Origin of the sequence: Castellaniella sp. (assembly GCF_049650445.1) — a bacterium.
Classification (GTDB): domain Bacteria; phylum Pseudomonadota; class Gammaproteobacteria; order Burkholderiales; family Burkholderiaceae_B; genus Castellaniella.
Window position 1 is genome coordinate 1 of sequence record NZ_JBASAD010000040.1, and the last position, 24,881, is coordinate 24,881.

26 protein-coding genes and 1 pseudogene are annotated in these 24,881 nt (G+C 66.5%); 18 read left to right on the forward strand and 9 right to left on the reverse strand.

What is annotated here, in order from left to right:
- A pseudogene (locus WA983_RS14575) lies at positions 1 to 172 on the reverse strand (acetyl-CoA carboxylase biotin carboxyl carrier protein); the annotation flags it as partial.
- A gap of 337 nt (positions 173 to 509) precedes the next feature.
- A complete protein-coding gene (locus tag WA983_RS14580) occupies positions 510 to 992 on the reverse strand; it encodes a TlpA family protein disulfide reductase (RefSeq protein WP_424312247.1) in 483 nt (160 codons plus the stop codon).
- A gap of 204 nt (positions 993 to 1,196) precedes the next feature.
- Between WA983_RS14580 and mpl the strand changes: the two genes are divergently transcribed.
- From mpl to WA983_RS14610, 6 genes are all read left to right on the forward strand, one after another.
- A complete protein-coding gene (gene mpl / locus WA983_RS14585; protein WP_424249464.1) occupies positions 1,197 to 2,588 on the forward strand; it encodes a UDP-N-acetylmuramate:L-alanyl-gamma-D-glutamyl-meso-diaminopimelate ligase in 1,392 nt (463 codons plus the stop codon).
- Between the two features lie 24 nt (positions 2,589 to 2,612).
- Entirely contained in the window at positions 2,613 to 4,490 is a 1,878-nt protein-coding gene (locus tag WA983_RS14590; protein WP_424249462.1) for a ribonuclease catalytic domain-containing protein, read from the forward strand.
- Positions 4,491 to 4,507: 17 nt separating this feature from the next.
- Positions 4,508 to 5,386 carry an energy transducer TonB gene (locus tag WA983_RS14595; protein WP_424249460.1) on the forward strand — a complete coding sequence of 293 codons (879 nt, stop codon included), beginning with the start codon at positions 4,508 to 4,510 and terminating at the stop codon, positions 5,384 to 5,386.
- Positions 5,383 to 6,087 carry a monofunctional biosynthetic peptidoglycan transglycosylase gene (gene mtgA, locus WA983_RS14600; protein WP_424249459.1) on the forward strand — a complete coding sequence of 235 codons (705 nt, stop codon included), beginning with the start codon at positions 5,383 to 5,385 and terminating at the stop codon, positions 6,085 to 6,087. The genes WA983_RS14595 and mtgA overlap by 4 nt, the downstream gene beginning before the upstream one ends.
- Positions 6,088 to 6,192: 105 nt before the next feature.
- Positions 6,193 to 7,368 carry an LPS export ABC transporter permease LptG gene (gene lptG / locus WA983_RS14605; protein ID WP_424249457.1) on the forward strand — a complete coding sequence of 392 codons (1,176 nt, stop codon included), beginning with the start codon at positions 6,193 to 6,195 and terminating at the stop codon, positions 7,366 to 7,368.
- Positions 7,365 to 8,198, forward strand: a complete 834-nt coding sequence (locus WA983_RS14610; RefSeq protein WP_424312248.1) for a symmetrical bis(5'-nucleosyl)-tetraphosphatase — start codon at positions 7,365 to 7,367, stop codon at positions 8,196 to 8,198. The genes lptG and WA983_RS14610 overlap by 4 nt, the downstream gene beginning before the upstream one ends.
- A 9-nt stretch (positions 8,199 to 8,207) precedes the next feature.
- Here WA983_RS14610 and WA983_RS14615 read toward each other — a convergent pair whose 3' ends face one another.
- The 4 genes from WA983_RS14615 to WA983_RS14630 all read right to left on the reverse strand — a co-directional run bounded on the left by WA983_RS14615 (position 8,208) and on the right by WA983_RS14630 (position 10,415).
- Complete coding sequence (locus tag WA983_RS14615) at positions 8,208 to 8,957, reverse strand: lysophospholipid acyltransferase family protein (RefSeq protein ID WP_424246948.1); 750 nt, start codon at positions 8,955 to 8,957, stop codon at positions 8,208 to 8,210.
- Positions 8,958 to 9,003: 46 nt separating this feature from the next.
- Complete coding sequence (ruvX, locus tag WA983_RS14620) at positions 9,004 to 9,414, reverse strand: Holliday junction resolvase RuvX (RefSeq protein ID WP_424246946.1); 411 nt, start codon at positions 9,412 to 9,414, stop codon at positions 9,004 to 9,006.
- Positions 9,407 to 10,003 carry a YqgE/AlgH family protein gene (locus WA983_RS14625; protein WP_424246944.1) on the reverse strand — a complete coding sequence of 199 codons (597 nt, stop codon included), beginning with the start codon at positions 10,001 to 10,003 and terminating at the stop codon, positions 9,407 to 9,409. The genes ruvX and WA983_RS14625 overlap by 8 nt, the downstream gene beginning before the upstream one ends.
- Before the next feature lie 247 nt (positions 10,004 to 10,250).
- Complete coding sequence (locus WA983_RS14630; RefSeq protein WP_424248779.1) at positions 10,251 to 10,415, reverse strand: rubredoxin; 165 nt, start codon at positions 10,413 to 10,415, stop codon at positions 10,251 to 10,253.
- Between the two features lie 174 nt (positions 10,416 to 10,589).
- Here WA983_RS14630 and thiD point away from each other — a divergent pair, with 174 nt between their 5' ends.
- From thiD to proB, 9 genes are all read left to right on the forward strand, one after another.
- A complete protein-coding gene (gene thiD / locus WA983_RS14635) occupies positions 10,590 to 11,432 on the forward strand; it encodes a bifunctional hydroxymethylpyrimidine kinase/phosphomethylpyrimidine kinase (RefSeq protein ID WP_424312249.1) in 843 nt (280 codons plus the stop codon).
- Positions 11,429 to 12,106 carry a thiamine phosphate synthase gene (gene thiE / locus WA983_RS14640; RefSeq protein WP_424248775.1) on the forward strand — a complete coding sequence of 226 codons (678 nt, stop codon included), beginning with the start codon at positions 11,429 to 11,431 and terminating at the stop codon, positions 12,104 to 12,106. The genes thiD and thiE overlap by 4 nt, the downstream gene beginning before the upstream one ends.
- A 58-nt stretch (positions 12,107 to 12,164) precedes the next feature.
- On the forward strand, positions 12,165 to 13,442 hold the full coding sequence (hemL, locus tag WA983_RS14645) for a glutamate-1-semialdehyde 2,1-aminomutase (protein ID WP_424248773.1): 1,278 nt from the start codon (positions 12,165 to 12,167) through the stop codon (positions 13,440 to 13,442).
- A 191-nt stretch (positions 13,443 to 13,633) separates the two neighbouring features.
- The gene (locus tag WA983_RS14650; RefSeq protein WP_424312250.1) at positions 13,634 to 14,161 is read left to right on the forward strand and encodes a MarR family winged helix-turn-helix transcriptional regulator; all 528 of its coding nucleotides are present in this window, start codon (positions 13,634 to 13,636) and stop codon (positions 14,159 to 14,161) included.
- Positions 14,162 to 14,271: 110 nt separating this feature from the next.
- Entirely contained in the window at positions 14,272 to 15,498 is a 1,227-nt protein-coding gene (gene argJ, locus WA983_RS14655) for a bifunctional glutamate N-acetyltransferase/amino-acid acetyltransferase ArgJ (protein ID WP_424248770.1), read from the forward strand.
- Positions 15,499 to 15,667: 169 nt separating this feature from the next.
- Complete coding sequence (rplU, locus tag WA983_RS14660) at positions 15,668 to 15,979, forward strand: 50S ribosomal protein L21 (protein WP_043685103.1); 312 nt, start codon at positions 15,668 to 15,670, stop codon at positions 15,977 to 15,979.
- Positions 15,980 to 16,006: 27 nt separating this feature from the next.
- On the forward strand, positions 16,007 to 16,267 hold the full coding sequence (rpmA, locus tag WA983_RS14665; RefSeq protein WP_424248768.1) for a 50S ribosomal protein L27: 261 nt from the start codon (positions 16,007 to 16,009) through the stop codon (positions 16,265 to 16,267).
- A 141-nt stretch (positions 16,268 to 16,408) separates the two neighbouring features.
- Positions 16,409 to 17,542: a GTPase ObgE gene (obgE, locus tag WA983_RS14670; RefSeq protein ID WP_424248766.1), complete on the forward strand. Its 1,134-nt coding sequence runs from the start codon at positions 16,409 to 16,411 to the stop codon at positions 17,540 to 17,542.
- Positions 17,543 to 17,591: 49 nt separating this feature from the next.
- Positions 17,592 to 18,746, forward strand: a complete 1,155-nt coding sequence (gene proB / locus WA983_RS14675) for a glutamate 5-kinase (protein ID WP_424248764.1) — start codon at positions 17,592 to 17,594, stop codon at positions 18,744 to 18,746.
- Between the two features lies 1 nt (position 18,747).
- Here proB and WA983_RS14680 read toward each other — a convergent pair whose 3' ends face one another.
- The gene (locus WA983_RS14680; RefSeq protein WP_424248762.1) at positions 18,748 to 19,236 is read right to left on the reverse strand and encodes an Lrp/AsnC ligand binding domain-containing protein; all 489 of its coding nucleotides are present in this window, start codon (positions 19,234 to 19,236) and stop codon (positions 18,748 to 18,750) included.
- 237 nt (positions 19,237 to 19,473) lie between these two features.
- Between WA983_RS14680 and WA983_RS14685 the strand changes: the two genes are divergently transcribed.
- Positions 19,474 to 20,724, forward strand: a complete 1,251-nt coding sequence (locus WA983_RS14685; RefSeq protein ID WP_424312251.1) for a D-amino acid dehydrogenase — start codon at positions 19,474 to 19,476, stop codon at positions 20,722 to 20,724.
- A gap of 35 nt (positions 20,725 to 20,759) precedes the next feature.
- Here the strand turns inward: WA983_RS14685 and WA983_RS14690 are convergent, their stop codons facing one another.
- Positions 20,760 to 21,422: a hypothetical protein gene (locus WA983_RS14690; protein ID WP_424248758.1), complete on the reverse strand. Its 663-nt coding sequence runs from the start codon at positions 21,420 to 21,422 to the stop codon at positions 20,760 to 20,762.
- A gap of 130 nt (positions 21,423 to 21,552) precedes the next feature.
- On the opposite strand from WA983_RS14690, the gene WA983_RS14695 reads away from it, so the two are divergent.
- Both WA983_RS14695 and thiC read left to right on the forward strand, forming a co-directional pair.
- The gene (locus WA983_RS14695; protein ID WP_424312252.1) at positions 21,553 to 21,918 is read left to right on the forward strand and encodes a helix-turn-helix domain-containing protein; all 366 of its coding nucleotides are present in this window, start codon (positions 21,553 to 21,555) and stop codon (positions 21,916 to 21,918) included.
- A 235-nt stretch (positions 21,919 to 22,153) separates the two neighbouring features.
- Positions 22,154 to 24,067 carry a phosphomethylpyrimidine synthase ThiC gene (gene thiC, locus WA983_RS14700; protein ID WP_424312253.1) on the forward strand — a complete coding sequence of 638 codons (1,914 nt, stop codon included), beginning with the start codon at positions 22,154 to 22,156 and terminating at the stop codon, positions 24,065 to 24,067.
- A 2-nt stretch (positions 24,068 to 24,069) separates the two neighbouring features.
- Here thiC and WA983_RS14705 read toward each other — a convergent pair whose 3' ends face one another.
- Positions 24,070 to 24,723 (reverse strand): OmpA family protein, encoded by a 654-nt coding sequence (locus WA983_RS14705; RefSeq protein WP_424251976.1) that lies wholly within the window; start codon positions 24,721 to 24,723, stop codon positions 24,070 to 24,072.
- Between the last annotated feature and the right edge of the window lie 158 nt (positions 24,724 to 24,881).

Sequence of the window (24,881 nt, forward strand, 5' to 3'; positions counted from 1 at the left end):
CCGGTGCCGCCACGACCTGGGCGGGCGCAGCCGCCACGGTCGCCGGGGCGCCGGCAGCAACCTGGGAGAACTTGACGATGCGGACCTTGCCCTCGCCCTCGGTGATTTCCAGTTCGGCAATACCCGAATCGGCCACCAGGTCGATCAGCGTTTTCAGTTTGCGGAGATCCATGACGTATCAATTCCTGTGTGCTTGCCCATGCGAAAGCGGGCCGTTCAATGATTGGATTCGGGCGGCGAAAACAAATGCGCCGTCGGTCCGACCCCGGTGAGGCGGGGGAGAATCCACGACGGCCACATAGGTTGCTGGTGCCAGCGGGCGGCCCTGGAGTCCTGCCCGAAGCCGCCTGATCCCGGTATCGGGATGCCCTTCAAAGCGCCTTTTTACGCTAAAACCGCCGATTTGTCCATGAAAACAGGGTTCATGGCGGCCGATGCCCAGGTCATTGAAACCTAAAGAAACCACTGGATAAAGAGCGCGACGAGCGGGCACGACGGATCGGGAGGAATTACAGGATCTTCGCCAGACGAGTCTGGATGTCATCGTGCTTGAGTTCGCCCATGACCGAGTCGGCGACACGCCCCTGGCGGCTGAACAGCAGGGTGAACGGCAAGCCGCCACCCTTGTTGCCCAGTTCGCGCATCAGCGGAATGCCCTGGGTGCCAGTCAGCAGCAGGGGATAGGACACCTGGACTTTTTTCAGGAAGCGCTCGACATTGGCCTGGGTGTCGATGGCCAGTCCGAGCACGGCCAGTTCGGGATGGCTCTGGTGCAGGGTTTCGAGCAACGGCATTTCACGCACGCAGGGCGCGCACCAACTGGCCCAGAAATTCATCAGGACCGGCCGCCCCACGTAGGCCGACAGGGCCTGATCATGCCCCTGGAGATCGGCGAACGAACGCCCGAAGACCGGGTCGGCCGGCAGAATCGAGGCCCCCGCGCCGCGCGCCACGGCCGCAAGCCCCAGCGCCGACAGAGAAGCCGTGCGCAAGAATTTCCGCCTGTCCATGTGAAAAGTGCCCCCACGCTGCGCAGGCTTCGCCCGCTTGCTGCCCCCGAGGGGGCGCTTTTTGCCTTGGGGCGGCTCGGCGGCAAAAAGACCCCCACGCTGCGCCCTTCGGGCTTACATCCAATGATACCGGGTCGATCATAGCATCGGCCCCCTGACAACTTACAATACAGGCCGGAGGATACGATGCACGTACACATATTGGGAATCTGCGGCACATTCATGGGCGGCCTGGCCCTGATCGCCCGCGCGGCGGGCCATCGGGTCACCGGCTGCGACGCAGGCGTCTACCCGCCCATGAGCACGCAACTGCGCGAACAGGGCATAGCCCTGATCGAAGGCTTCGACGCCAGCCAGACCGGCCTGGGCGCAGACCTGTACGTAGTCGGCAACGTCGTCAGCCGGGGCAACCCGCTGATGGAAGCCATCCTGGACCGCGGCCTGCCCTACACCTCCGGCCCGCAATGGCTGGCCGACCACGTCCTGGGCGGCCAGCACGTGCTGGCCGTGGCGGGCACGCACGGCAAGACCACGACCAGCGCCATGCTGGCCTGGATCTTCGAGCAATCCGGCCAACCCGCCAACTTCCTGATCGGCGGCGTGGCGCCGGACCTGGACGTCTCCGCCCGCTACGACCCCGCCCGGCGCCACTTCGTGATCGAGGCCGACGAATACGACACCGCCTTCTTCGACAAGCGCTCGAAGTTCGTCCACTACCGCCCCCGCACGGCCATTCTGAACAACCTCGAATACGACCACGCCGACATCTTCCCCGACCTGGCCGCCATCGAGACCCAGTTCCATCACCTGGTGCGTACCGTTCCGGCTTCAGGTCACATCATCCGGCCGGCGGCCGGCGAGGCCCTGGACCGTGTACTGGCACGCGGCTGCTGGTCGCCGGTCGAAACCTTCGGCCCTGGGGGCGACTGGCAGGCGGAACCGGAAACGGACGATGGCCAGCGCTGCCGCATCCTGTATCGGGGCCAGGCAGTCGGCGTGCTGGACTGGTCCCTGTCCGGCACCCACAACCAGGCCAACGCCCTGGCGGCCCTGGCGGCTGCTCACCATGCCGGCATCGCGACGCAGGACGGCATCGCCGCCCTGAACCGCTTCCAGGGCGTGCGCCGCCGCCTGGAACTGCGCGGCACGCAGGACGGCGTGGCCGTCTACGACGATTTCGCCCACCACCCCAGCGCCATCGCCACCACCCTGGACGGTCTGCGCCGACGCGTCGGTCCCCAGACCCGCATCCTGGCGGTGATCGAACCGCGTTCCAACACGATGAAGCTGGGCACGATGGCCGCCCGGCTGCCGGAAGCGCTGGCCGATGCCGACCTGGTCTTCTGCCACGGCGCCACCCAGGGCAAGCACGCCCTGGGCTGGGACCCCCGCCAGGTGCTGGCCGCCCTGGGCGATCGCCTGTGGGCGGGCGAAGACCTGGATGCCCTGGCCGACGCCCTCTGCGACGCGGCACAGCCCGGCGATCAGGTGCTGATCATGAGCAACGGCAGCTTTGGCGGCATCCACCAGACCCTGCTCGACCGACTGGCACAACGCCAGCCTCGTTCCCCCCACTGAACCTCGTAGTCTCCTGATTCTTTTATGCACGTTCTCTACGAAGACGCCGGCAAACTCAAGGCCGAAACCATTTTCTCCGAAGCCGACACCTCCTTGCAGGTCGAGTCGGCCAGCGGCAAGCGCAGCAAGATCAAGCGCAGCGCCGTGCTGTTCACCTTCGAGCAGCCGTCCCCCGACGGTCTGCTGCCCGCCGCCGAGACCCTGGCGGCCACGCTGGACGCCGGCTTTCTGTGGGAATGCGCACCACAGCAGGAATTCGAGGCAGCCGCCCTGGCCGAAGACTACTTCGGCCACGCTCCCGACGCGGTGGAAAAAACAGCCGCGATCCTGGCCCTGTCGGCCGCGCCGGCCTATTTTCACCGGCGCGGCAAGGGCGCCTTCCGCCCCGCCCCGCCCGAGATCCTGCAGGCCGCCCTGGCCGCAATCGAGAAAAAACGCCGCCAGGCAGAACTGCAGCAGGAATGGACCGACGCCCTGGTGGCCGGCACGCTGCCCGACGCCCTGCGGCCCGTTGCCGCCACCTTCCTGGACCGCCCCGACAAGAACACGCTCGAATGGAAAGCCTTCGACGCCGCCGTCCAGCAGTCGAACACCAGCCCCGAACGACTGCTGCTGTCGCTGGGCGTCTGGCCCCATCCCCTGGCCATGATGCGCGACCGATTCCTGTCGGCCCATTTCCCCCGGGGCACGGACTGGCCGCCCGTGGACCTCCAGGATTGGGGCGCGGACCTGCCGCAGGTCGACGTCGAAGCCTATTCCCTGGACGACGCCAGCACCACCGAGATCGATGATGCCCTGTCGGTCTCGATACTGGAGCCCGGCACGATCCGCGTCGGCATCCACATCGCCGTGCCGGCCCTGGCCATCACGCGCGGTGGCGCGCTGGACGAGCAGGCGCGCGCGCGCATGTCCACCGTCTACATGCCGGGCGACAAGATCCCCATGCTGTCGCCCGAACTGATCGCCGCCTTCTCCCTGGACGAAGGCCAGTGGCGCCCGGCCCTGTCGCTGTACGTCACCGGCCGCCTGGAAGATGGCGAGGTGCTGGACACCGAGACCCGGCTGGAACGCATCCGGGTGACCGCCAATCTGCGTCACGGCCAGATCGGCGAAGTCACCGAAGCCGCGCTGGAAGACCCTGCCGCGCCCCTGCCGCACGGCCCCTGGCTGCGCCCTCTGTGGCAGTTCGCCCAGGCGCTGTGCGCCGTGCGCGACCGCACGCGCGGCAAGCCGGAAAACAACGACCGCATCGAATACGGTTTCGAGATCGACGGCCCGCCCGACGACCCCGATTCGATCGTCCGCCTGGTGCCGCGCCAGCGCAACGCACCGCTGGACCGGCTGGTGGCCGAATACATGATCCTGGCCAACACACAATGGGGCGGCCTGTTGGCCCGCCACGGCGTGCCGGGCATCTATCGGTCCCAGCAGATGGGCCGCACCCGCATGTCCACCCAGGCGCTGCCGCACGAATCCATCGCCGTGCCGCAATACATCTGGTCGACCTCGCCGCTGCGCCGCTACGTGGACCTGGTCAACCAGGGCCAGATCCTGGCGGCGGCCGAGCACGGCGTCTCCGCACGCCTGGTCGCCCCCTTCAAACCCAAGGACGCGGACCTGTTCGCCCTGATCGGCGCCTTCGATGCGCAATACGCGCTGTGGGGCGAATTCCAGTCCTCGATGGAACGCTACTGGTGCATCCGCTGGCTGCAACAGCAGGGGCTGAAGGAAGTGCACGCCCATGTGCTGCGCGAGAACCTGGTCCGGCTGGCCTGCGCGCCCTTCGTCACCCGCATCAACGGCCTGCCCGAATTCGAGCGCGGCCAGGAAGTGCGGCTGGATATACTGAGCTACGACGAGATCGGCCTGGACGTTGAATTCCGCCTGCGGGAAACGGGCTGAACAACGCGGAGGACGCCATGGACACGCTGCCGCTGCGACTGCTGGAATCCCAGAGCGAAGGCCGTGGCCGCATGGCGGCGGCCCTGCTGCTGTCTCTGGCTGCGCACGCAGCGCTGCTGGCCTGGCATTTCCTGCCTGCGCAGCCGGCCACGCAGTCGTCCACCCTGGAAGTCACCCTGGTCAACAGCCGCAGCGAGCAGGCGCCCCTGAACCCCCAGGCACTGGCCCAGCAGAATCTGGACGGCGGCGGCGACCAGACGCAGGGCATGGCCTCGTCCCCCCTGCCCCGGACGTCCGATGGCAGCGCCGAGGAAACCGTGCTGGCCGCCCTGCGGCGGCGGCAGGCCGAACTGGAAGCCGAGCAGCGCCGCCTGCTGACGCAACTGGAAGCCCTGGACACGGTGGCCGCCGCGCGGCCTTCCCCCGAACTGCTGGGCCGCAGCACCGACCCGGGCGAGGACGACCGCCAGCAGGACAGCCTGGTGCTCAGCGCCCGCATCGCCGCCCTGAAAGACCGCATCGAACGCTACAACGCCCTGCCCCGGCAGACCTTCACCGCCCCATCGGCCCGGGCCTCGGACGACGCCCGCTACGTAGAGGCCTGGCGCCAGCGCATCGAACTGATCGGCACGCAGCATTACCCGCCCGAGGCGCGTGGCCGCATCTACGGCGACCTGCAACTGACCGTCTACATCCGACGCGACGGCAGCCTGGACCACATCCAGTTCGACCAGCCCTCGGACCAGGCCATCCTGAACAGCGCCGCCCGGCGCATCGTCGAACTGGCCGCCCCCTTTGACCCTCTGCCGCCGGAACTGGCGCAGCACACCGACATCCTGGCCATCACCCGGACCTGGCACTTCACCCGCGACGGCCTGGATACGGGGGCGCCATGAGTGCGCGCAAACTCATTGCCACCATCCTGCTGACGGCGCTCTGCGCCGCCTTCCTGTACCAGGTCGGCCTGCTGGGCATGGTGGTCTGGTTCAATTTCCGTGACCCGTCCAACACGCCCGTCATGCAGGACACGCTCAACGCCTTGCGGGCCGAAACCCCCCAGGCCCGACTGGTGCACGAGTGGGTCCCGTACGAACGCATCAGTCCGAACCTGAAACGCGCCGTGATCGCATCCGAGGACAGCGGCTTCACGGATCATGACGGGGTCGAATGGGACGCCATCCGCAAGGCCTGGAGCTACAACCAGCGCCAGGCCGATCAGGGCCGCTCGCGCCGGCGCGGCGGGTCCACGATCACCCAACAGTTGGCCAAAAACCTGTTCCTGTCGAATTCACGCAACTACCTGCGTAAAGGCCAGGAACTGATCCTGACCTACATGATCGAAGCGGTCATGAGCAAACGCCGCATCCTGGAGCTCTATCTGAACGTGGCCCAGTGGGGCACCGCCACGTTCGGCGCCCAGGCCGCCGCCCGGCATTACTTCCGTACGGACGCAGCACGCCTGTCATCCGGCCAGGCCGCACAACTGGCGGCCATGCTGCCCAACCCGGCCTACTACGACCGCCACGGCGCCACCGCCTTCCTGCGGTCCCACACGGCCACGGTGCGCGCGCGGATGTCACAGGTTGCGGTGCCTTAGGGATGCCCTCGGGCCGCCAGACCCGCAGCCGTCCGTGGCCAGGGACCGCCGCAGGGCCTCTCCGGCGTTCAGGGTACTATTGAGGTTTTCATCGCTTTCCCGCTCATGCGCACGGCACGACGCTACATCGCCCGCGAAATCTACCGATCAACTGCCGTGGTCCTGGTGGCCCTGGTGGGACTGTTCATGTTCTTCGCGCTGATCGAAGGCCTGGACAAGGTCGGCCAGCGCCTGACCCTGCTGAACCTGTTCTACCTGCAGGCCCTGGACGTCCCCAACCATCTGTACGAACTGCTGCCCATCGGCCTGCTGATCGGCGCGGTGCTGGCGCTTGCGGGGCTGGCGCAGCGCAACGAACTCACCATCCTGCGGGCCTCGGGGGTCAGCGGCATGCGCTTGCTGGTCGCCTTGTGGCTGATCACGATCCCGCTGGTGATGGGCGCCTTCATTCTGTCGGAATTCATCACCCCGGCGGCGGAACTGCGCGGCAGCGAGTCCCGCCTGGCACTGCTGGGCCGCACCGACGGCGGGCGCCTGTCCAGCGGCTACTGGTTCAAAGAAGCGGACGACAAGGGCGGCACCCGCATCATCAACATCGGCCAGCTCACCGGCAAGGGCCGCGTCGATGACGTGGTGCTCTATGAATTCGCGGCGAACAATACGCTGCGGGACGTCGTCCAGGCCGCCAACGGGCAGTTCGAACAGGGCCGGCTGGTGCTGCGTGACCTGACCGAGACCCGCATCCAGCCGCAGTCTGCCGATGCCCTGGCCGACGCCCGCATCCCCGACAAGCCCATCAGCGAACGGGTTCACCTGGACGAGCGCAGCATCCCCACATCGCTCACGCCCGAACGTCTGATCGCCCGCATCCTGACGCCCGAGCGCATGGCGATCTCGGACCTGGTGGACTACATCCGCTATCTGGAAAACAACCAGTTGCAAACCGACCGCCAGGAAGTCGCCCTGTGGCGCAAGATCGCCTACCCCTTCACGCTGCTGGTCATGGTCACCATCGCCGCACCGATCGGCTTCATGCAGACGCGCCGGGGCGGGGTCGGAGTCAAGGTCTTCGCGGGCATCATTCTGGGGGTCGGCTTCTTCATGCTCAACCAATTGGCCCTGAACGCCGGCATGCTGGGCGACTGGCCGCCCTGGGCCACGGCCCTGGTGCCCAGCCTCGCCGGACAGGCGCTGGCCCTGCTGGCCCTGCTGGGCATGGAACATCGCCACCCGCTGTCCCTGTGGCTGCGCCAGCGCAAGCTCCAGCGGAGCCCTGCATGACCCCTCCTGCAGAATCCTCTCGCGAGGTCTGGGTCATCGGCGACGTTCAGGGCTGCGCGGGTGCTCTGCGCGCCCTGCTGGATCACCCCGAACTTTCCCACCCCGACACCGAATTGTGGTTCGCCGGAGACTTGGTCAACCGGGGCCCCGATTCGCTGGGAGCGTTGCGCCTGATCCGGTCTCTGGGGCCGCGCGCCCGCGCCATCCTGGGCAACCATGATCTGCACCTGCTGGCCGTGGTTGCCGGGGTTCGCCCTCCGGGCAAATCGGACACGATCCAGGACATTCTGAACGCCCCCGACGCCAGTGAACTGATCGACTGGCTGCGCCACCGGCCGCTGCTGGTGCGCGACCGGGGCCACGTCATGGTGCACGCCGGCATCCTGCCCGCCTGGACCTTGGACCAGGCCCAGGCGCTGGCGGGCGAGATCGAGACCGCCATCCGCCAGCCCGATTGGCATCCCGCCCTGCACGACCTGTACGGCGAGGAACCCCTGCAATGGGACGACGCGCTGCAAGGGCCGGACCGCATGCGAGTGATCGTCAACGCCCTGACCCGCATGCGGGTCTGCCATGCGGACGATGGCCGCATGAATTTCCGCCACAAGGCAGGCCCTCATGACGACCCCGATCTGGTGCCCTGGTTCGAACTGCCCGGCCGGCGCGACCCGGCTGAACCGGTGGTCTTCGGTCACTGGTCCGCCTTGGGGCTGCACATCCGTCCGGACGCGATCTGCCTGGACACCGGCTGCGTCTGGGGACGTGCGCTGACTGCGCTGCGGCTGCGCGACCACGCCATCGTTCAGCAGAACTGCACGACCTGCCGCTAGGGATTTTGCTCAGGTCGCTTCGCCGCGCACTGCCGCGCCGATGGCGGCCTGCGCGCGGCGCGCCAGTTCCGCCCGAGTCAGGTCGTCTGCCGCCGGGATCGGCGCCAGAAAATCGCACTCGACCGACACGCCCCAGGCGCTCAGCAGGAACCACAGATTCGCCACCAGGGTCTGCTCGCCGACGAAGGCCAGTTCCGGCGCCCGGCGCCCGCGCTTCAGGAAACGCAGGGCCACCGGCTGCGTCGGCACACCGGCCTGCACGGCAGCGTCGAACAATCCCGCATAAAAAGGCAGCACGTCCGAGCCCTCGGTGGTCGTGCCCTCGGGAAACAAGCCTACGACATCTCCCTGGTCGAAACAGTCCCGCATCTGGCGACAGGCGTTGCGCACGGCCTGCCGGTGGCTCCGGTCGATGAACAAAGTGCCTGCCCAGGCGACCAGCAGCCCGATCACAGGCCAGCGACGGATGTCGCTCTTGGCCACGAAGGAGGTGGTACGCACGCTGTTGAGCACGAAGATATCGACCCAGGACACGTGATTGGCGACCCACAGCACGGCCCCCCGGGTCACGGGATCGCCCAGACGGCGCACGCGGACCCCGCACAGCCGCATCAGACCACGCGACCACCCGCCCACGACCTGACGCCGCCGGACTCGGCTCAGGACCGGAAACACCACCAACTCAGTCAACAGACCCAGCAGAATCCAGGCTGAAACACAGACGAAACGGAACAGGAACAGAAACGGCGCCACCAGCATCCCCTACCCGGAATGGGCAATGGCGCCCATCATAACCGCCCGACGTTCAGACCGTCCGGCCCGGATCATCCAGATAGCGCTGCAGGATCACGGCGGCGGCCATGGCATCGTCAGGGGCATGCGTCCCCAGAATATGCTGGGCCTCCAGGCTGGAACCGCGTTCGTCCACCAGCACGACGCGCACGCGAAAGCGCCCTTCGATCTGGTGTGCAAAACGGCGGCTGTGCTGCGAGGCGGGCTGCTCGCCACCGTCCAGCGTCAGCGGCAGACCGACGACCACGCGATCGGGCTGCCATTCTGCCAGCAGGGCGCCGACCTGGTCGAAACGCTGTTCACGCGTCACCGGCGTCAGGATGCACAGCGGGCGCGCCTGGTTCGTCAGGGTGTTGCCCAGCGCCACGCCGATTTTCTTCAGGCCGAAATCGAAGGCCAGCAGCGTCTGTTCAGATTCAGGCATGGCCCGCGTCGCTGGCCAGCATCGAGGCGCGGATACCCAATTGGGCCAAAGCGGCGTCGTAGCGGTCCTCGGCCGGCGTGTCGAACAGGATGTCGTTGGACGACAGCACGTTCAGCCAGGCATTGCGGGCGAGTTCGTCTTCGAGCTGGCCCGCGCCCCAGCCGGCGTAGCCCAGCGTCACCAGCAACCGGGCCGGACCGTGGCCGGCGGCGACGTCCTGAAGCACATCGCGCGACGTGGTCAGCGCCACGTCGTCTCCCAGTTCGATGCTGGAGCTGTATTCGCCGCGCGGCACGTGCAGCACGAAACCGCGATCGGTCTGCACCGGCCCGCCGAAGAAGACCGGCGATTCTCGCACCGGCCCGATTTCCAGCGACAGGGGCAGATCGATGCGCTGCAACAAATCACCGACGGTGAGATCGGTGGGCCGGTTGATCACCAGCCCCAGTGCGCCGTGTTCCGTATGTTCGCAGACATAGATCACGGTATTGGCCAGTTCACCCGACACCATCCCCGGCATGGCCAGCAGGAACTGCCTGGACAGGTCGATGCGTGAACCGGCGTCGGAAGCATGCGGTACTGTCGTCATGTCGATCTCCTGTAGCCCGGCCCCCAGGGAGCCTCTGAATAAGTCGAGCGGAAAGCTGGCGCTGCGGATCGGGATGGGATGCAAGGCGCGAACCGCAGCCATAGCCGTCGCTATGGCGAGGATGAGCAACGCCGCAGACCGCCCGAGCCCGCAGATGCAAGCGGCGCGAGGACTTGTTCAGAGGCTCCCCATGGCCCATGACACTAGAGTATCAGAAACGGATCGAATCACACACGACAGCAAGGGGTCAGATTTCAATCAACTCGAAGTCTTCCTTGCGCGCGCCGCATTCAGGGCAGACCCAGTTGGGCGGCACGTCTTCCCAGCGCGTGCCGGGCGCGATCCCGTCTTCCGGGTAGCCGGTCGCCTCGTCATAGATAAAGCCGCAGATCAGGCACATCCAGGTTCGCATGACCATGAAATTTCTTAACACCTTCCGAATAAGCCGAGCACCGCAGCAGACAGCCCGCAGCCACGGATGGATGCGCTCCTGCACGCATCCATTAGAATGGATGCTTATAGTACACAAACCTCACAGACCGCCGGCCGTGGCAACCGGCCCTCTCTTTTGTCGTCTTTTGCTGTCATGTCCGCGCCCGATTCCCCTGCCATCCCCCTGCCCCTGATTTTCGGCCCGTTCGACCCCAGCGGAGCCAGTCACCTGCCGATCGACGCGGTCATTTGCGCCGGTCTGGGCGCGCACGCAGGCTCCGTGGCCACCGCAATCCACGTCCAGGACACCGCCGGCACGGAAACCATCCAGCGCCTGGCCCCGGACCTGGTCGATGATCAGGCCCGCTGCCTGCTGGAAGACATGGCCATCGGCGCCCTGAAGATCGGCCCGCAGTACGACCCCGAGACCATCTCGACTCTGGCTCAGATCGCGGCCGACTACAGCGCGCTGCCGCTGGTGCTGCAACTGTGCGCACCGCCATCGGTCCCCGACCTGGAAGACCTGGACCCGGAAGAAACCATCGGCGCGCTGCTCGAACTGCTGCTGCCCCAGGCACATCTCGTCGTCGTGGACGCCCGTCTGCCGGAACTCTGGGCCAGCCAGGGCCTGCTGTCTTCGACACGGGCCAACGACCCGATCAGCGCATTGCACGAACTGGGTGCGCCGCTCATCCTGTGCTGCAACGCAGCACTCGGCCCTGGACTGAACAGTCTGATCCTGCACACGCAGGGCCAGGCCGGCCGTCGCTGGCCCTGGCCGACGCCGCGCGTGCGTACGGGCGACGCCGAAAGCCTGCTGGCCACGGTACTGTGCTGTCTGCTGGCCCGCGGCCATGGCCCGGACGAAGCCATCTCCCAAGCGGTCACGACCGCCACCGCCCTGCTCGAGCGACATTTCCACCCCGGCATGGGACAGCGCATCCTGCTGCACGCCGCTGCACACGACGCTGCGTCACCCCCGAAGGAGGCCCCATGACCCCGCCCCGATTCCCGCGCGGCCTGTACGGCGTCACACCCGACTGGTCAGACACCGACCGCCTGCTGGCGGCCATCGAACAAGCCCACGCCGGCGGCATGACGGCCCTGCAATGGCGCCGCAAGCTGGGAGCCCCGGCCGATCTGCGCACCCAGGCCCGCGCGGTCCGCGACCTGTGCCTGCGGCTGGGCCTGGTCCTGATCATCAATGACGACTGGCGCCTGGCGGCCGACCTGGACGCCGACGGTGCCCATCTGGGCCGGGACGACGGCGCCGTTGCCCAGGCACGCCTGGCACTGGGCTCGGACAAGCTGATCGGCTGCTCCTGCTACGACCAGCCGGAACTGGCCGCCCGGCGGCTGCGCGAAGACGCCGACTACATCGCCTTCGGCGCCCTGTATCCATCCAGCGTCAAACCCGACGCCGTGCATGCCACGCTGGACCACGTCCGTGCCGGCCGCCGCCTGGCCGAAGCACAGGTCGCCGTGCCCGCCAGCGGGATGCGCCGCGCGGCGGTCGTCGCCATCGGCGGCATCACCCCTGACAACGCCGCCCCGGTAATCCAGGCGGGCGCCGACAGCATCGCCGTCATCAGCGCCCTGTTCGACGCCCCCGACATCCGCGCCGCCGCGCGCCGCTGCGCCGACCTGTTCGACGCCGCAGGCCGCCCATGAACCTCGGCCCCCGACGCGCCGACCTTTCCTGAAACCTCGCAGAAACCGGAATCCCGCCATGTCCCGCAACACTGAACTCTTTGAACGCGCCTGCCGCGCCATCCCGGGCGGCGTCAACTCGCCCGTGCGCGCCTTCCGCTCCGTGGGCGGTACCCCGCCCTTCATCCAGCGTGCCCAGGGCCCCTATCTGTGGGACGCCGAAGGCACCCGCTACATCGACTACATCGGCTCCTGGGGCCCTGCCATCCTGGGCCATGCCGATCCCGAAGTCGTCGCCGCCGTACAGGCCGCCGCCGTGGACGGCCTGTCCTTCGGCGCACCGACCGAGGCCGAAATCGAACTGGCCGAAGCCATCATCGACCGTATCCCCTCGATCGAGCAAGTGCGTCTGGTCAGCTCCGGCACCGAGGCCACCATGTCGGCGATCCGGCTGGCGCGCGGCCACACCGGCCGCCCCAAGATCATCAAATTCGAAGGCTGCTACCACGGCCACGCCGACAGCCTGCTGGTCAAGGCCGGTTCGGGCATGCTGACCTTCGGCAACCCCACCTCGGCCGGCGTGCCGCCCGAATTCGTGCAGCACACCCTGGTGCTGGACTACAACGACCTGGCCGCCGTCGAGGCCGCCTTCGCCCAGTACCCAGAGGACATCGCCTGCATCATCGTCGAACCGATCGCCGGCAACATGAACCTGGTGCGCCCGGCGCCCGGCTTTCTCGAAGGCCTGCGCACGCTGTGCACCCGCTACGGCGCCGTCCTGATTTTCGACGAAGTCATGACGGGCCTGCGCGTCGGCCCTCAAGGCATGCAAGGCTTGTGCGGCGTCACGCCGGACATGACCACACTCGCCAAGATCATTGGCGGCGGCATGCCGGTGGGCGCCTTCGGCGGCCGGGCCGACATCATGGCCGGCATCGCGCCGCTGGGCACTGTCTACCAGGCGGGCACCCTGTCAGGCAATCCGGTGGCGGTCGCCGCCGGACGCGTCACCCTGCGCCGCCTGGCAGAGCCAGGCTTCTACGACGCCCTGCACCGGCAGACCGGCGCACTGATCCAGGGCCTGATCGAACGCGCGCGGCGCCACGGCGTGGCTTTCAGCGGCGACTGGCAGGGCGGCCTGTTCGGCCTGTATTTCCGCGACACGGTACCGACCAGCCTGGCCGAAGTCTCCGCCTGCGACACCGAGGCCTTCAAGCGTTTCTTCCACGGCATGCTGTCCGAAGGCGTGCATTTCGCCCCCTCGGCCTTCGAGGCCGGCTTTGTCTCGTCCACCCACGACGACGCCGTCATCCAGGCCACGCTGGACGCGGCCGACCGGGTGTTCGCGCGCCTGTAAAAGCCGCCCTGCGCCTCGCCGCTTGCCGGCGGCTTCGCTTCGACAGGCATGCAATGGCCCATCGGGACCATTGCATGTCCGGTCTCACCTTAAATAATCCGGACTTCAAGTTTCTTGACGCAGGACAAGGACACGTCATCGCGTGTTCCCTACACTGGGTGTGCACTGATCAGTCCGCCCGGAGGCGCGTCATGACCGACTACACCCAATACGCCGCTACCCAGCACCCCGCCGTCACCCCCTCGGTGCCGGATCTCGAAACCCAGGCCACCGGCCAGGAGCCTCAGGATCTGCGCCTGTGGCTGCGCATGCTCAGCTGCTGCACGCTGATCGAAAACGAATTGCGCAGCCGGCTGCGCACGGAATTCCAGACCACGCTGCCGCGCTTCGACCTGATGTCCCAGCTCACCCATGCCCCCAAGGGCCTGAAAATGAGCGAACTGTCGCGCCTGATGATGGTGACCAACGGCAACATCACCGGCATCACCGATCAGCTGGAAAAAGACGGTCTGGTCGAACGCCTGAAAGACGACGCCGACCGCCGCAGCTCGCTGATCCGCCTGACCATGAAGGGCCGCCGCTACCACCGTCGCATGCAACGGGCGCACGCCTCCTGGATCCAGTCCCTGCTGGGCGGCCTGGCACCGACTGCGCGCACGACGCTGTTCGATCTCCTGGGCGACCTGAAGCAATCCACCTACGCACGCCTGCCGACCTGACCCTCAGGAATCCCGCAGACCGCCCGATTCCGCAGATGCACAGCCCCCATTCGGCATAGAATGGGGGCTATTTTTTTCATCTTCACACTCTGCCCCCGGACTTCCTCGCCATGGCCATCAACCTGATCATCCCGGCGCAAGACGCCATCCACCCGATCCCCGGCATCCGCATCGGCACGGCCGAGGCCGGCATCCGCAAGGCCGGGCGACGCGACCTGACCGTCCTGCTGCTGGACGAAGGGACTTCGGTGGCAGGGGTTTTCACGCGCAACCGCTTCCGCGCTGCACCGGTCCAGGTCTGCGAGACGCACCTGGCCACCGGCGCAGGCATCCGTGCCCTGGTCATCAACACCGGCAACGCCAATGCCGGCACCGGGGAACCCGGCCTGCGGGCGGCCCAGGACACCTGCCAGGCGCTGGCCGACCGGCTGGGCGTCACGCCGGAACAGATCCTGCCGTTTTCCACCGGGGTCATCCTGGAGCCGCTGCCCGTCAACCGCCTGATCGCCGGCCTGCCGGCCGCCCTGGACGACGCTCGCCCGGACCACTGGTTCCAGGCGGCGCACAGCATCATGACCACGGACACCCAGCCCAAGATCCACTCCACCCGGATCGACCTGGGCGGCACCCCGATCTCGATCACCGGCATCAGCAAGGGGGCCGGCATGATCCGCCCCAATATGGCGACCATGCTGGGCTTCATGGGCACCGACGCGGGTCTGCCGCCCGCGCTGCTGCGCGGTCTGGCCAAGCGCATCGCCGACCAGTCCTTCAACCGCATCACGGTGGACGGCGACACCTCGACCAACGACTCCTTCATCATCATCGCGACCGGCGCCAGTGGCGTGCACATCGAGTCCGAGCAGGACCCGCGCTACGCCATCCTGGCCGAAGCCCTGACGGCGGCCGCCCGTGACCTTGCCCAGAAGATCGTGCGCGACGCCGAGGGCGCGACCAAGTTCATGACGATCCAGGTCGAGCAGGCCGCCTCCACGGACGAGGCCCTGAAGATCGCCTACGCCATCGCCCATTCGCCCCTGGTCAAGACCGCCTTCTACGCCTCCGACCCCAACCTGGGCCGCATCCTGGCGGCCATCGGCTACGCCGGTGTCGACGACCTGGACGTGTCCAGACTGTCGCTGTGGCTGGGCGACGTACGCGTCGCCTCGCAGGGCGGCCGCGATCCCGACTACCGTGAAGAAGACGGCCAGCGCATCATGAAGGAATCCGAAATCCTGGTGCGCGTCGCCCTGGGGCGCGGCAACGTGACCGACACGGTCTACACCTGCGACTTCTCGCACGAATACGTCAGCATCAACGCAGACTATCGGTCCTGATCCTGAAAACCACTTGATTTACAAAAGGTTTTCAACATAAAATGCAAGGCTTGGCTTGATCCGTTCATGGATCTGGCCTTTTTTGGCATCCCTGGTACGCACCAACAGGCTTGGCTCTCTGTACAGAGACAAAGCCATGGGGCACCGGGAATTTACACAGGAAATCCCCATGTACGCGGTCATAAAAACCGGCGGCAAGCAATATCGCGTTTGCGCCGGCCAAAAACTGAAAATCGAACAGATACCGGCTGACATTGGGCAAGAAATCTCGCTCGACCAGGTGTTGTCCGTCGGCGAAGGCGAAACGCTGAAGATCGGCGCGCCTTTCGTCGAAGGCGCTGCGGTCAAAGCCACCGTTCTTGCACAAGGCCGTCACGACAAGGTCAAAATCTTCAAGATGCGCCGTCGCAAGCACTATCAAAAGCATCAAGGCCATCGTCAGAACTACACCGAAATCCGCATCGACGCCGTTGCGGCCTGATCCGGTCATCGTATTTAGGAGCTCATCATGGCACACAAAAAGGGCGGCGGCTCAACTCGCAACGGCCGCGATTCCGAATCGAAACGACTGGGCGTGAAGGTCTACGGCGGCCAGCAGATCTCGGCCGGCGGCATCATCGTCCGCCAGCGCGGCACCCAGTTCCACCCCGGCGTCAACGTCGGCATCGGCAAGGACCACACGCTGTTCTCCCTGGTGGACGGCGTCGTGCAATTCTCGATCAAGGGCGCGCTCAACAAGCGCACCGTGTCGGTGAATTCGGCGAACTGATCGCCGTATTCCCGCACCAGGCTTCCACGTCGCGCCTTCAGCTCGTACCCCCTCAGGGGGTGCTTTTTGCCTTGGGGCGGCTCGGCGGCAAAAGGCCCTGCTATCCAGCAGGGCCTTTTTTTTCATTAGAATGGTTCCACCATGAAATTCGTAGACGAAGCCACCATCGAGGTCGTTGCCGGCAAGGGCGGCAACGGCGTTGCCAGCTTCCGCCGGGAAAAATTCATTCCCATGGGCGGCCCCGACGGCGGCGACGGCGGCCGGGGGGGCTCGATCCTGGCCGTGGCCGACCGCAACATCAACACCTTGATCGACTATCGCTATGCGCGCCTGCACCGCGCCAAGAACGGCGAAAACGGTCGGGGTTCGGACCAGTATGGCGCAGGCGCACCGAACATCGTCCTGCGCATGCCGGTCGGCACCATCGTCTACGACGCCGACACCGGCGAGCAGCTCTTTGACCTGGACCGCCACGGAGAACAGGTCACGCTGGCCGAAGGCGGCAACGGCGGCCTGGGCAATCTGCACTTCAAGTCCAGCGTCAACCGCGCGCCACGCCAGTTCACCCCCGGCCGCGAAGGCGAGCAACGCCGCCTGCGCCTGGAACTGAAGATCCTGGCCGACGTGGGCCTGCTGGGCATGCCCAACGCGGGCAAATCCACCCTGATCACGCGTGTGTCCAACGCTCGCCCCAAGATCGCGGACTATCCCTTCACCACCCTGCACCCGAACCTGGGTGTGGTACGCACCTCGCCCTCGCACAGCTTCGTCATCGCCGACATCCCCGGCCTGATCGAAGGCGCCTCGGAAGGCGCCGGCCTGGGTCACCTGTTCCTGCGCCACCTGAGCCGCACCCGCGTGCTGCTGCACCTGCTGGACGTGCATTCGCCCGATCCGGACATCGACGCCTGCGCCCAGGCCGTGCTGGACGCACAAGCCATCGTGCGCGAGCTCGAACGCTACAGCCCGGACCTGGCCGCCAAGCCGCGCTGGCTGGTCTTGAACAAGCTGGACATGGTGGAAGACCCCATCGCCGTCCAGGATCGCATCTGCCGCGAACTCGGCTGGACGGGACCGGTCTTCGGCATCTCCGCCCTGACCGGCCAGGGCACGGCCGCCCTGACCGGGGCGCTGCAGTCCTGGTTGGACGAACAGCAGCGCAGCGCCCACGCTCATGACGAAGACCCCCGCTTCACGCGTGGCGATGCGGATGCAGGCGCCGGCCCGGACGCGCCGTACGATGGCGATCCGGACGATCCACGCTTCGCACGCTGAGTTCTCCAAAGTCCACTGAAGCTTCCAGCCCCACGCCCCGCCCGCCATCATGACTCGTCCGGATCTGCCTCCTTCCGTCGCCCAGGACGCACAGCGCCTCGTCCTCAAGGTCGGCTCATCCCTGGTCACCAACGAGGGACGGGGCATCGACCTGGACGCAGTCACCCAGTGGGCCGAGCAGATCGCAGGGCTGCACGCCTCGGGCCGGCAATTGGTGCTGGTGTCCAGCGGCGCGATCGCCGAGGGCATGGCGCGCCTGGGCTGGCCCCGGCGGCCCAAGCTGATGTCGGAACTGCAGGCGGCGGCGGCCGTGGGCCAGATGGGCCTGATCCAGGCCTACGAGGCCGCCTTCGCCCGCCACGGCGTGCGCACCGCCCAGATCCTGCTGACACACGAGGACCTGGCCGACCGGCGCCGCTACCTGAACGCGCGCAGCACGCTGAACACGCTGCTGGCCCTGGGCGTGGTGCCCATCGTCAATGAAAACGACACGGTCGTCACCGACGAGATCCGCGTGGGGGACAACGACACCCTGGGCGCCCTGGTGACCAATCTGATCGAAGCCGACGTGCTGATCATCCTAACCGACCAGTCCGGTCTGTACAGCGCCGATCCGCGCAAGCACCCGGATGCGCGCTTCATCCATCAGGGCCAGGCGGGCGACCCGGCGCTGGAAGCCATGGCAGGCGGTTCAGGCAGCGCCATCGGCACAGGCGGCATGCTGACCAAGGTTCTGGCCGCGCGGCGTGCCGCCAACAGCGGCGGCCACACCATCATCGCCTCAGGCCGCGAATCTGCCGTGCTGCAACGCCTGGCCTCGGGCGAACCGATCGGCACCGAACTGCGCGCCGTCCTGCCGGTGCGCTCCGCCCGACAGCGCTGGATGGCCAACCACCTGCGCCTGCGCGGCCGCGTCACCCTGGACGCCGGCGCCGTACGCGCGCTGACCCAGAGCCACCGCAGCCTGCTGCCCATCGGCGTGATCGCCGTCGAAGGCGACTTCGAGCGGGGCGATGTGGTGGCCTGCGTGGACGAGCACGGCGTCGAATGCGGGCGCGGACTGATCAACTACTCGTCCGTCGACACGGCGCGCATCCTGCGCCAGCCCAGCGCCCGCATCGCGGAGATCCTGGGCCACCTGTCCGACCCGGAACTGATCCACCGCGACAACATGATCGTAGCGCGACCCAGAACCCAAACCTAGGCTAACGCTGCGCCGGGATGAACTGGGTCTCCTTGACCTCCTCCATCACCACGCAACTCTTGGTCTGAGTCACCCCCGGCAGGCGCAGCAGGATGTCACCCAGCAGATTGCGATACTGGCTGATTTCCTTGATCCGCGCCTTGACCATGTAGTCGAAGTCCCCGGACACCAGGTGGCATTCGAGCACCTGGGGCACGCACAGCACTTCGCGGCGAAAGTCCTCGAAGGTGCGGCCGGACTTGCTGGACATGCTGATTTCCACGAACACCAGCAGGCCGGCGTCCAGTGCGCCAGGCGACACCCGGGCGTGATAGCCTGTGATGACGCCGTCGCGCTCCAGGCGGCGCACGCGCTCGATGCAGGGCGTCACCGTCAGCCCCACCGCGTCGGCCAGTTCGGTCATCGACAGGCGACCGTTCTGCTGCAACAGATCCAGGATGTGGCGATCGATCTTGTCCAGGGCATGGACCGATTCCTTCTGCACGCGCATGATATCTCTCCGGAAAGGGTGGCTCGGCAGGCGGGCGGGGGCCGCGTCCGCACACGGAAAAGCGGTCCGGAAGCCCGTTGAACGAATACCGCTGCGGCGCACCAGGATTTTGTCCTGCTCACCTGCACCGCCCGTTGCCTTTACTGATGGACTTTACTGAAAACCTTATTTTTTCATAAAAATTTATCTAGGTATATTGCCTATCATCATGAAAAATTAATCCATTGAGGCGATATCATGAAGGTTCTGGTTCTGGGAGCAGGTGTCGTGGGCGTCACGAGCGCCTATTATCTGGCCCGGCAAGGGCACGAAGTCACCGTGATCGACCGCGAAAGCGGCACGGCAGAGGAAACCAGCTTTGCCAACGCCGGCCAGTTGTCCTTCGGCTATTCCTCCCCCTGGGCGGCTCCCGGCATCCCGCTGAAGGCGCTCAAATGGCTGTTCACGCCGCACGCCCCGCTCTCCATCCGGCCCGACGGCAGCCTGACTCAACTGCGCTGGATGCTGGACATGTGGCGCAACTGCACGCCGGCCCGCTACGCGGCCAACAAGGACCGCATGCTGCGTCTGTCGGCCTACAGCCGCCAGTGCCTGCACGCGCTGCAGGCCGACACCAACATCCAGTTCGAGAGCCGGCGCCAAGGCACGCTGCAGGTCTTTCGCACCCAGAAACAGATGGACGACGCCCAGCGCGACGTCCAGGCCCTGAGCGAGGCGGGCGTCGCCCACGAACTGCTCGGGGGCGACCAACTGGTCCAATACGAACCCGCGTTGGCCCAGGTTCGCCACAAGCTGGTCGGCGGCCTGCGCACACCGGACGACGAGACCGGTGACTGCCGCCTGTTCACCCACGCCCTGACCCGGCTGGCCGAGGCCGAGGGTGTGCGTTTCCGCTACGGTGTCACCATCCAGTCCCTGCAAACGGCAGGCGACCGGATCACGGGCGTGCAGTGCGCCTCCGGCCTGGAACAGGCTGACGCCTACGTGGTGGCCCTGGGATCGTATTCTCCCCTGCTGTTGCGCGGCCTGGTCAACATTCCGGTCTACCCCATGAAGGGTTATTCCATCACGGTGGACATCGCCAACCCGGAACGGGCACCCGTGTCCACCCTGCTGGACGAGACCTACAAGATCGCCCTGACGCGCTTCGACCAGCGCATCCGCGTGGGCGGCATGGCCGAGGTCGTGGGCTATGACACCGCCCTGGACCCGCGTCGCCAGCGGACCCTGGAAATGGTGCTGAATGATCTGTTCCCGGGCAGCTATGCCCCCGGTGACGTGAATTTCTGGACCGGCCTGCGCCCCAAGACCCCCGACAGCACCCCCATCGTGGGCCCGACCCGGCTGAGCAATCTGTTCCTGAACACCGGCCACGGCACGCTGGGCTGGACCATGGCCTGCGGCAGTGGCCGACTGATTGCGGACATCGTGTCCAGCAAACCCACCGACATCCGCCACGACGACCTGGGCGTCCAGCGCTACCACTGAGCGCTTGCCGGCCCGGCGCTGGACGGCGACCGGGCCTAGATTTCCCAGACGTAGCCGTAGCCGCGCAGGGACTCGACCGGAGGCTCCATACCGGCCTGCAGTCCTCGCCAGCGCAGGCGGCTGATGATGCCGCGCGGCTTGGGTTCGTACGGTCGGCGCCCATAGGCATGCTGCCAGCCCTGGGACAGGGCCTCGTCCAGCATGGCATGGCTGGCGAGGTGGCCGGGCGCCTCGAACAGACAAACCAGGATCGAGCGTTCGGAAACCGTCAGGCGCAGCGAGGACCCGTCGCAGTGCTGCAGGCGCCATCCCTGGTCCTCCAGGGCCCAGGGGCCGATCCGGAGTTCCGGTTCTGCCACACCATCCATCGCCAGATGGTGACGCCGCAGGTGCAAGGCACGCAAAACGGCGGCCAGCAAGTCCGGCGGATCGTCCTGCCCCATCACCCAGTCCACCCCGACCTGCAGCAGCGCCGTCAGTTCACCCCGTCGCGCAGGCCCCATGAAGGCCACCAGGTCCAGCGGCAGCCCCATGTCACGCACCAGCCGCGCCGCACGGCAGTTGGCCGCTGCATCCGCCATCAGCAACACGGCGTCGCAAGCCTGCATGTCGCGCAGGATCGTATGGCGATCGACGGCGTCGATGGACTGGCAGCGCCGCACCCGGCACCCTGCTGTCCGCAGGTACTGCAAATTCACATTGTCATCCGGCGCCAATGCCCATACCCGGCGGCCTTGCATGCAGTGCCTCCTGATCGACCCGTCAAATATTACAAATGTATTATTTCATAAGTACCAATGTGTTTGCTCTTTTTAGTCCAATGGGCGGGTGGAAACCTTTGCAGAACGGCTTCGACATGCCCGGCTCCTGCGCAACCTGTCGCAGGAGACCTTGGCACGCGCCTGCGGTCTGTCACAAAGCGCAATTTCCAGCTACGAGAACGGCACCCGCCAATCGCCGAAGAAGCTGCTGAATCTGGCTCAGGTCCTGGAAGTGGACATCTACTGGCTGAGCCGGGGCCAGGGCGACATGACACCGCCTCCCGGCAGCGCCGGTTCCCTGGGAGAAGGTGCCTGGCCCTTCTCCTCGATCGATCCCCGGCAGTTCTGGGCGCTGACCCGCAAAGACCGTCTGGTGGTGGAACACGCCGTCAGCGCCCTGATCGACGGCCTGCTGATGTCGGAGAAAAGCTAGCCACCACGCCGCTCACCCAGACAAACGGTATACTCCTTCCCACGCAGGGGTACTCGCTGACTCGATCAGCGTGTTGAGAGAAACCCTTCGTACCAGTACGGATAATGCCGATGCTGGGAGCGTGCGCGGTTTCCACCCTGGTTGCAGTCCATTCCCGGAACCATTCCCCCGGAACGCGCTTCCCCCTCCCCGACTCGGCTCCATTTCCGAATTTTTTCGAACCTGGAGCTACCTCTTGAACGCCAATCCGCAATTCCTGGCCGCCCGCGCCACCGTCGACCTGGCCGCGATCGAACCGCTGCCGCAATCCCGCAAAATCTATGAAACCGGGTCCCGGCCCGACATCCGCGTCCCCTTTCGCGAGATCAGCCAGGACGACACTCCGACTCTGTTCGGCGGCGAGTCCAACCCGCCCCTGACGGTCTACGACACCAGCGGCCCCTACACCGATCCGGGCGTGTCCATCGACATCCGCAAGGGCCTGTCCACCCCGCGTCTGCCCTGGATTCTGGAGCGTGGCGACACAGAAGAACTGCCCGGCCTGACCAGCCAGTACGGCCGCGCCCGGCTGGCCGACCCCGAACTGGATGCGCTGCGCTTCGACCTGAAACGGGCGCCGCGCCGCGCCCGCGCCGGCACGAACGTGTCCCAGATGCACTATGCCCGCCGGGGCATCGTGACGCCCGAAATGGAGTTCGTCGCGATCCGCGAGAACCTGCGCCGCGAGCAGTACGTCGAGTCCCTGCGCCACAGCGGCCCGGACGGCGCCCGCCTGGCCGAACGCCTGACCCGCCAGCATCCGGGCCAGTCCTTCGGCGCCGCCATTCCGGCCAGCATCACGCCCGAATTCGTGCGCGACGAGATCGCCCGCGGCCGCGCCATCATTCCGGCCAACATCAATCACCCCGAGGTCGAGCCCATGGCCATCGGGCGCAACTTCCTGGTCAAGGTCAACGCCAACATCGGCAATTCAGCCATCCGTTCGGACATCAGCGAGGAAGTCGAAAAGATGACCTGGGCGATCCGCTGGGGCGGCGACACCGTGATGGACCTGTCCACCGGCAAGCACATCCACGAAACGCGCGAATGGATCATCCGCAACTCGCCGGTGCCCATCGGCACGGTGCCGATCTACCAGGCGCTGGAAAAAGTCGGCGGTATCGCCGAGGAACTGAACTGGGAGATCTTCCGCGACACCTTGATCGAACAGGCCGAGCAGGGCGTGGACTATTTCACCATCCACGCGGGCGTGCGCCTGCCCTTCGTCCCCATGACGGCCAGCCGCATGACGGGCATCGTGTCGCGCGGCGGCTCGATCATGGCCAAATGGTGCCTGGCGCACCACAAGGAAAGCTTCCTCTACGAACGCTTCGAGGACATCTGCGAGATCATGAAGGCCTACGACGTCAGCTTCTCGCTGGGCGACGGCCTGCGGCCGGGGTCGGGCTACGACGCCAACGACGAGGCCCAGTTCGCGGAACTGCGCACGCTGGGCGAGCTGACCCAGGTTGCCTGGAAACACGACGTGCAGGTGATGATCGAAGGCCCGGGTCACGTGCCCATGCAGATGATCCGCGAAAACATGGACCTGCAACTGAAGCACTGTCACGAGGCCCCGTTCTACACCCTGGGCCCGCTGACCACGGACATCGCGCCGGGCTACGACCACATCACCTCGGGCATCGGCGCGGCGCTGATCGGCTGGTACGGCACGGCCATGCTGTGCTACGTCACGCCCAAGGAACACCTGGGCCTGCCCAACAAAAAGGACGTGAAGGACGGCATCATCACCTACAAGATCGCCGCCCACGCAGCCGATCTGGCCAAGGGTCACCCGGGCGCGGCAATCCGCGACAACGCCCTGTCCAAGGCGCGCTTCGAGTTCCGTTGGGAAGACCAGTTCAACCTGGGCCTGGACCCGGACACGGCGCGCGCCTTCCACGACGAGACCCTGCCCAAGGACTCGATGAAGGTGGCGCACTTCTGCTCGATGTGCGGCCCCAAGTTCTGCAGCATGAAGATCTCGCAGGACGTGCGCGACTACGCCAAGGAAAACGGCCTGGACGAGGCCGCCGCCCTGGCCCGGGGCATGGCGGCGAAGTCAGCCGAATTCATCAGCCAGGGGGCGGAAATCTACCAGAAAGCGTAGCTTTACTTCACCGCGTACAGGAACAGCTCCACGCGGCGGTTCAGGGCGCGGCCCTCGGCGGTGGCGTTGTCACCCACCGGATTGGCGGCGCCGCGGCCTTCGGCCGTCAGACGGTCGGCGGCCACGCCCTGCCCGGCCAGATGCTGCGTCACCGCGCTGGCGCGGCGCTGGGACAGCGGCACGTTGATGGCGTCGGTTCCCGTGGAATCGGTGTAGCCGATCGCCTTGGCGCGCAGTTCAGGGTGCTGGCTGAGCGCGCGCGCCACGCTGTCCAGGACAGGCAGCAGCTCGGGCTTGAGCACGGCCTTGCTGGTGTCGAACGAAACGTTGCTGGGGATGTTGACTTTCAGGGTGCCGTCGGGCATTTCGATGACGGCGATCCCCAGATTGGACGCGCCGGATTTCTCCACGTCCTGCTTGACTCCCTTCCAGTTGTAGCCGACGACGCTGCCCACCACAGTGCCGATGCCGGCGCCGATCAGCGCGGCCTTGCTGCTGTCGCCGATCAGCACGCCCAGCCCGGCGCCCAGTGCGGCGCCCGCGCCGGCACCCACGGCCGTGTTCTGACCCTGGGGCGACATATTGGCACAAGCCGTCAAGAGCACCAGGCTGCCGATCACCGCCGTGCGGGCGGCCCGTTCCGTTGCTGTACGCATTGCGTTCTCCTTGTTGTGCGAACGAGAACAGCGTAGCAAGAAGCCCGAAAAGCGATGTAAGCCGATGCAGCTAAAAACGACGCAATATTTCAGTCGAAAGCCCCGGACGCCGGGACGGCGGCACCCTGTAGACGGGCGCGGCAAGCCCCGCCCGACGG

Excerpts from the sequence above, each read along its gene's own strand:
- WA983_RS14650 (WP_424312250.1), top strand. The coding sequence starts at position 13,634 with ATGACCGACTACACCCAATACGCCGCTACCCAGCACCCCGCCGTCACC.
- ruvX (WP_424246946.1), bottom strand. The coding sequence starts at position 9,414 with ATGCCTGAATCTGAACAGACGCTGCTGGCCTTCGATTTCGGCCTGAAG.
- mtgA (WP_424249459.1), top strand. The coding sequence starts at position 5,383 with ATGAGTGCGCGCAAACTCATTGCCACCATCCTGCTGACGGCGCTCTGC.
- WA983_RS14615 (WP_424246948.1), bottom strand. The coding sequence starts at position 8,957 with ATGCTGGTGGCGCCGTTTCTGTTCCTGTTCCGTTTCGTCTGTGTTTCA.
- mpl (WP_424249464.1), top strand. The coding sequence starts at position 1,197 with ATGCACGTACACATATTGGGAATCTGCGGCACATTCATGGGCGGCCTG.
- WA983_RS14680 (WP_424248762.1), bottom strand. The coding sequence starts at position 19,236 with ATGCGCGTGCAGAAGGAATCGGTCCATGCCCTGGACAAGATCGATCGC.
- proB (WP_424248764.1), top strand. The coding sequence starts at position 17,592 with ATGACTCGTCCGGATCTGCCTCCTTCCGTCGCCCAGGACGCACAGCGC.
- obgE (WP_424248766.1), top strand. The coding sequence starts at position 16,409 with ATGAAATTCGTAGACGAAGCCACCATCGAGGTCGTTGCCGGCAAGGGC.
- WA983_RS14630 (WP_424248779.1), bottom strand. The coding sequence starts at position 10,415 with ATGCGAACCTGGATGTGCCTGATCTGCGGCTTTATCTATGACGAGGCG.
- hemL (WP_424248773.1), top strand. The coding sequence starts at position 12,165 with ATGTCCCGCAACACTGAACTCTTTGAACGCGCCTGCCGCGCCATCCCG.
- WA983_RS14685 (WP_424312251.1), top strand. The coding sequence starts at position 19,474 with ATGAAGGTTCTGGTTCTGGGAGCAGGTGTCGTGGGCGTCACGAGCGCC.
- argJ (WP_424248770.1), top strand. The coding sequence starts at position 14,272 with ATGGCCATCAACCTGATCATCCCGGCGCAAGACGCCATCCACCCGATC.
- WA983_RS14590 (WP_424249462.1), top strand. The coding sequence starts at position 2,613 with ATGCACGTTCTCTACGAAGACGCCGGCAAACTCAAGGCCGAAACCATT.
- thiE (WP_424248775.1), top strand. The coding sequence starts at position 11,429 with ATGACCCCGCCCCGATTCCCGCGCGGCCTGTACGGCGTCACACCCGAC.
- WA983_RS14610 (WP_424312248.1), top strand. The coding sequence starts at position 7,365 with ATGACCCCTCCTGCAGAATCCTCTCGCGAGGTCTGGGTCATCGGCGAC.
- WA983_RS14625 (WP_424246944.1), bottom strand. The coding sequence starts at position 10,003 with ATGACGACAGTACCGCATGCTTCCGACGCCGGTTCACGCATCGACCTG.
- rplU (WP_043685103.1), top strand. The coding sequence starts at position 15,668 with ATGTACGCGGTCATAAAAACCGGCGGCAAGCAATATCGCGTTTGCGCC.
- rpmA (WP_424248768.1), top strand. The coding sequence starts at position 16,007 with ATGGCACACAAAAAGGGCGGCGGCTCAACTCGCAACGGCCGCGATTCC.
- lptG (WP_424249457.1), top strand. The coding sequence starts at position 6,193 with ATGCGCACGGCACGACGCTACATCGCCCGCGAAATCTACCGATCAACT.
- WA983_RS14595 (WP_424249460.1), top strand. The coding sequence starts at position 4,508 with ATGGACACGCTGCCGCTGCGACTGCTGGAATCCCAGAGCGAAGGCCGT.
- thiD (WP_424312249.1), top strand. The coding sequence starts at position 10,590 with ATGTCCGCGCCCGATTCCCCTGCCATCCCCCTGCCCCTGATTTTCGGC.
- WA983_RS14705 (WP_424251976.1), bottom strand. The coding sequence starts at position 24,723 with ATGCGTACAGCAACGGAACGGGCCGCCCGCACGGCGGTGATCGGCAGC.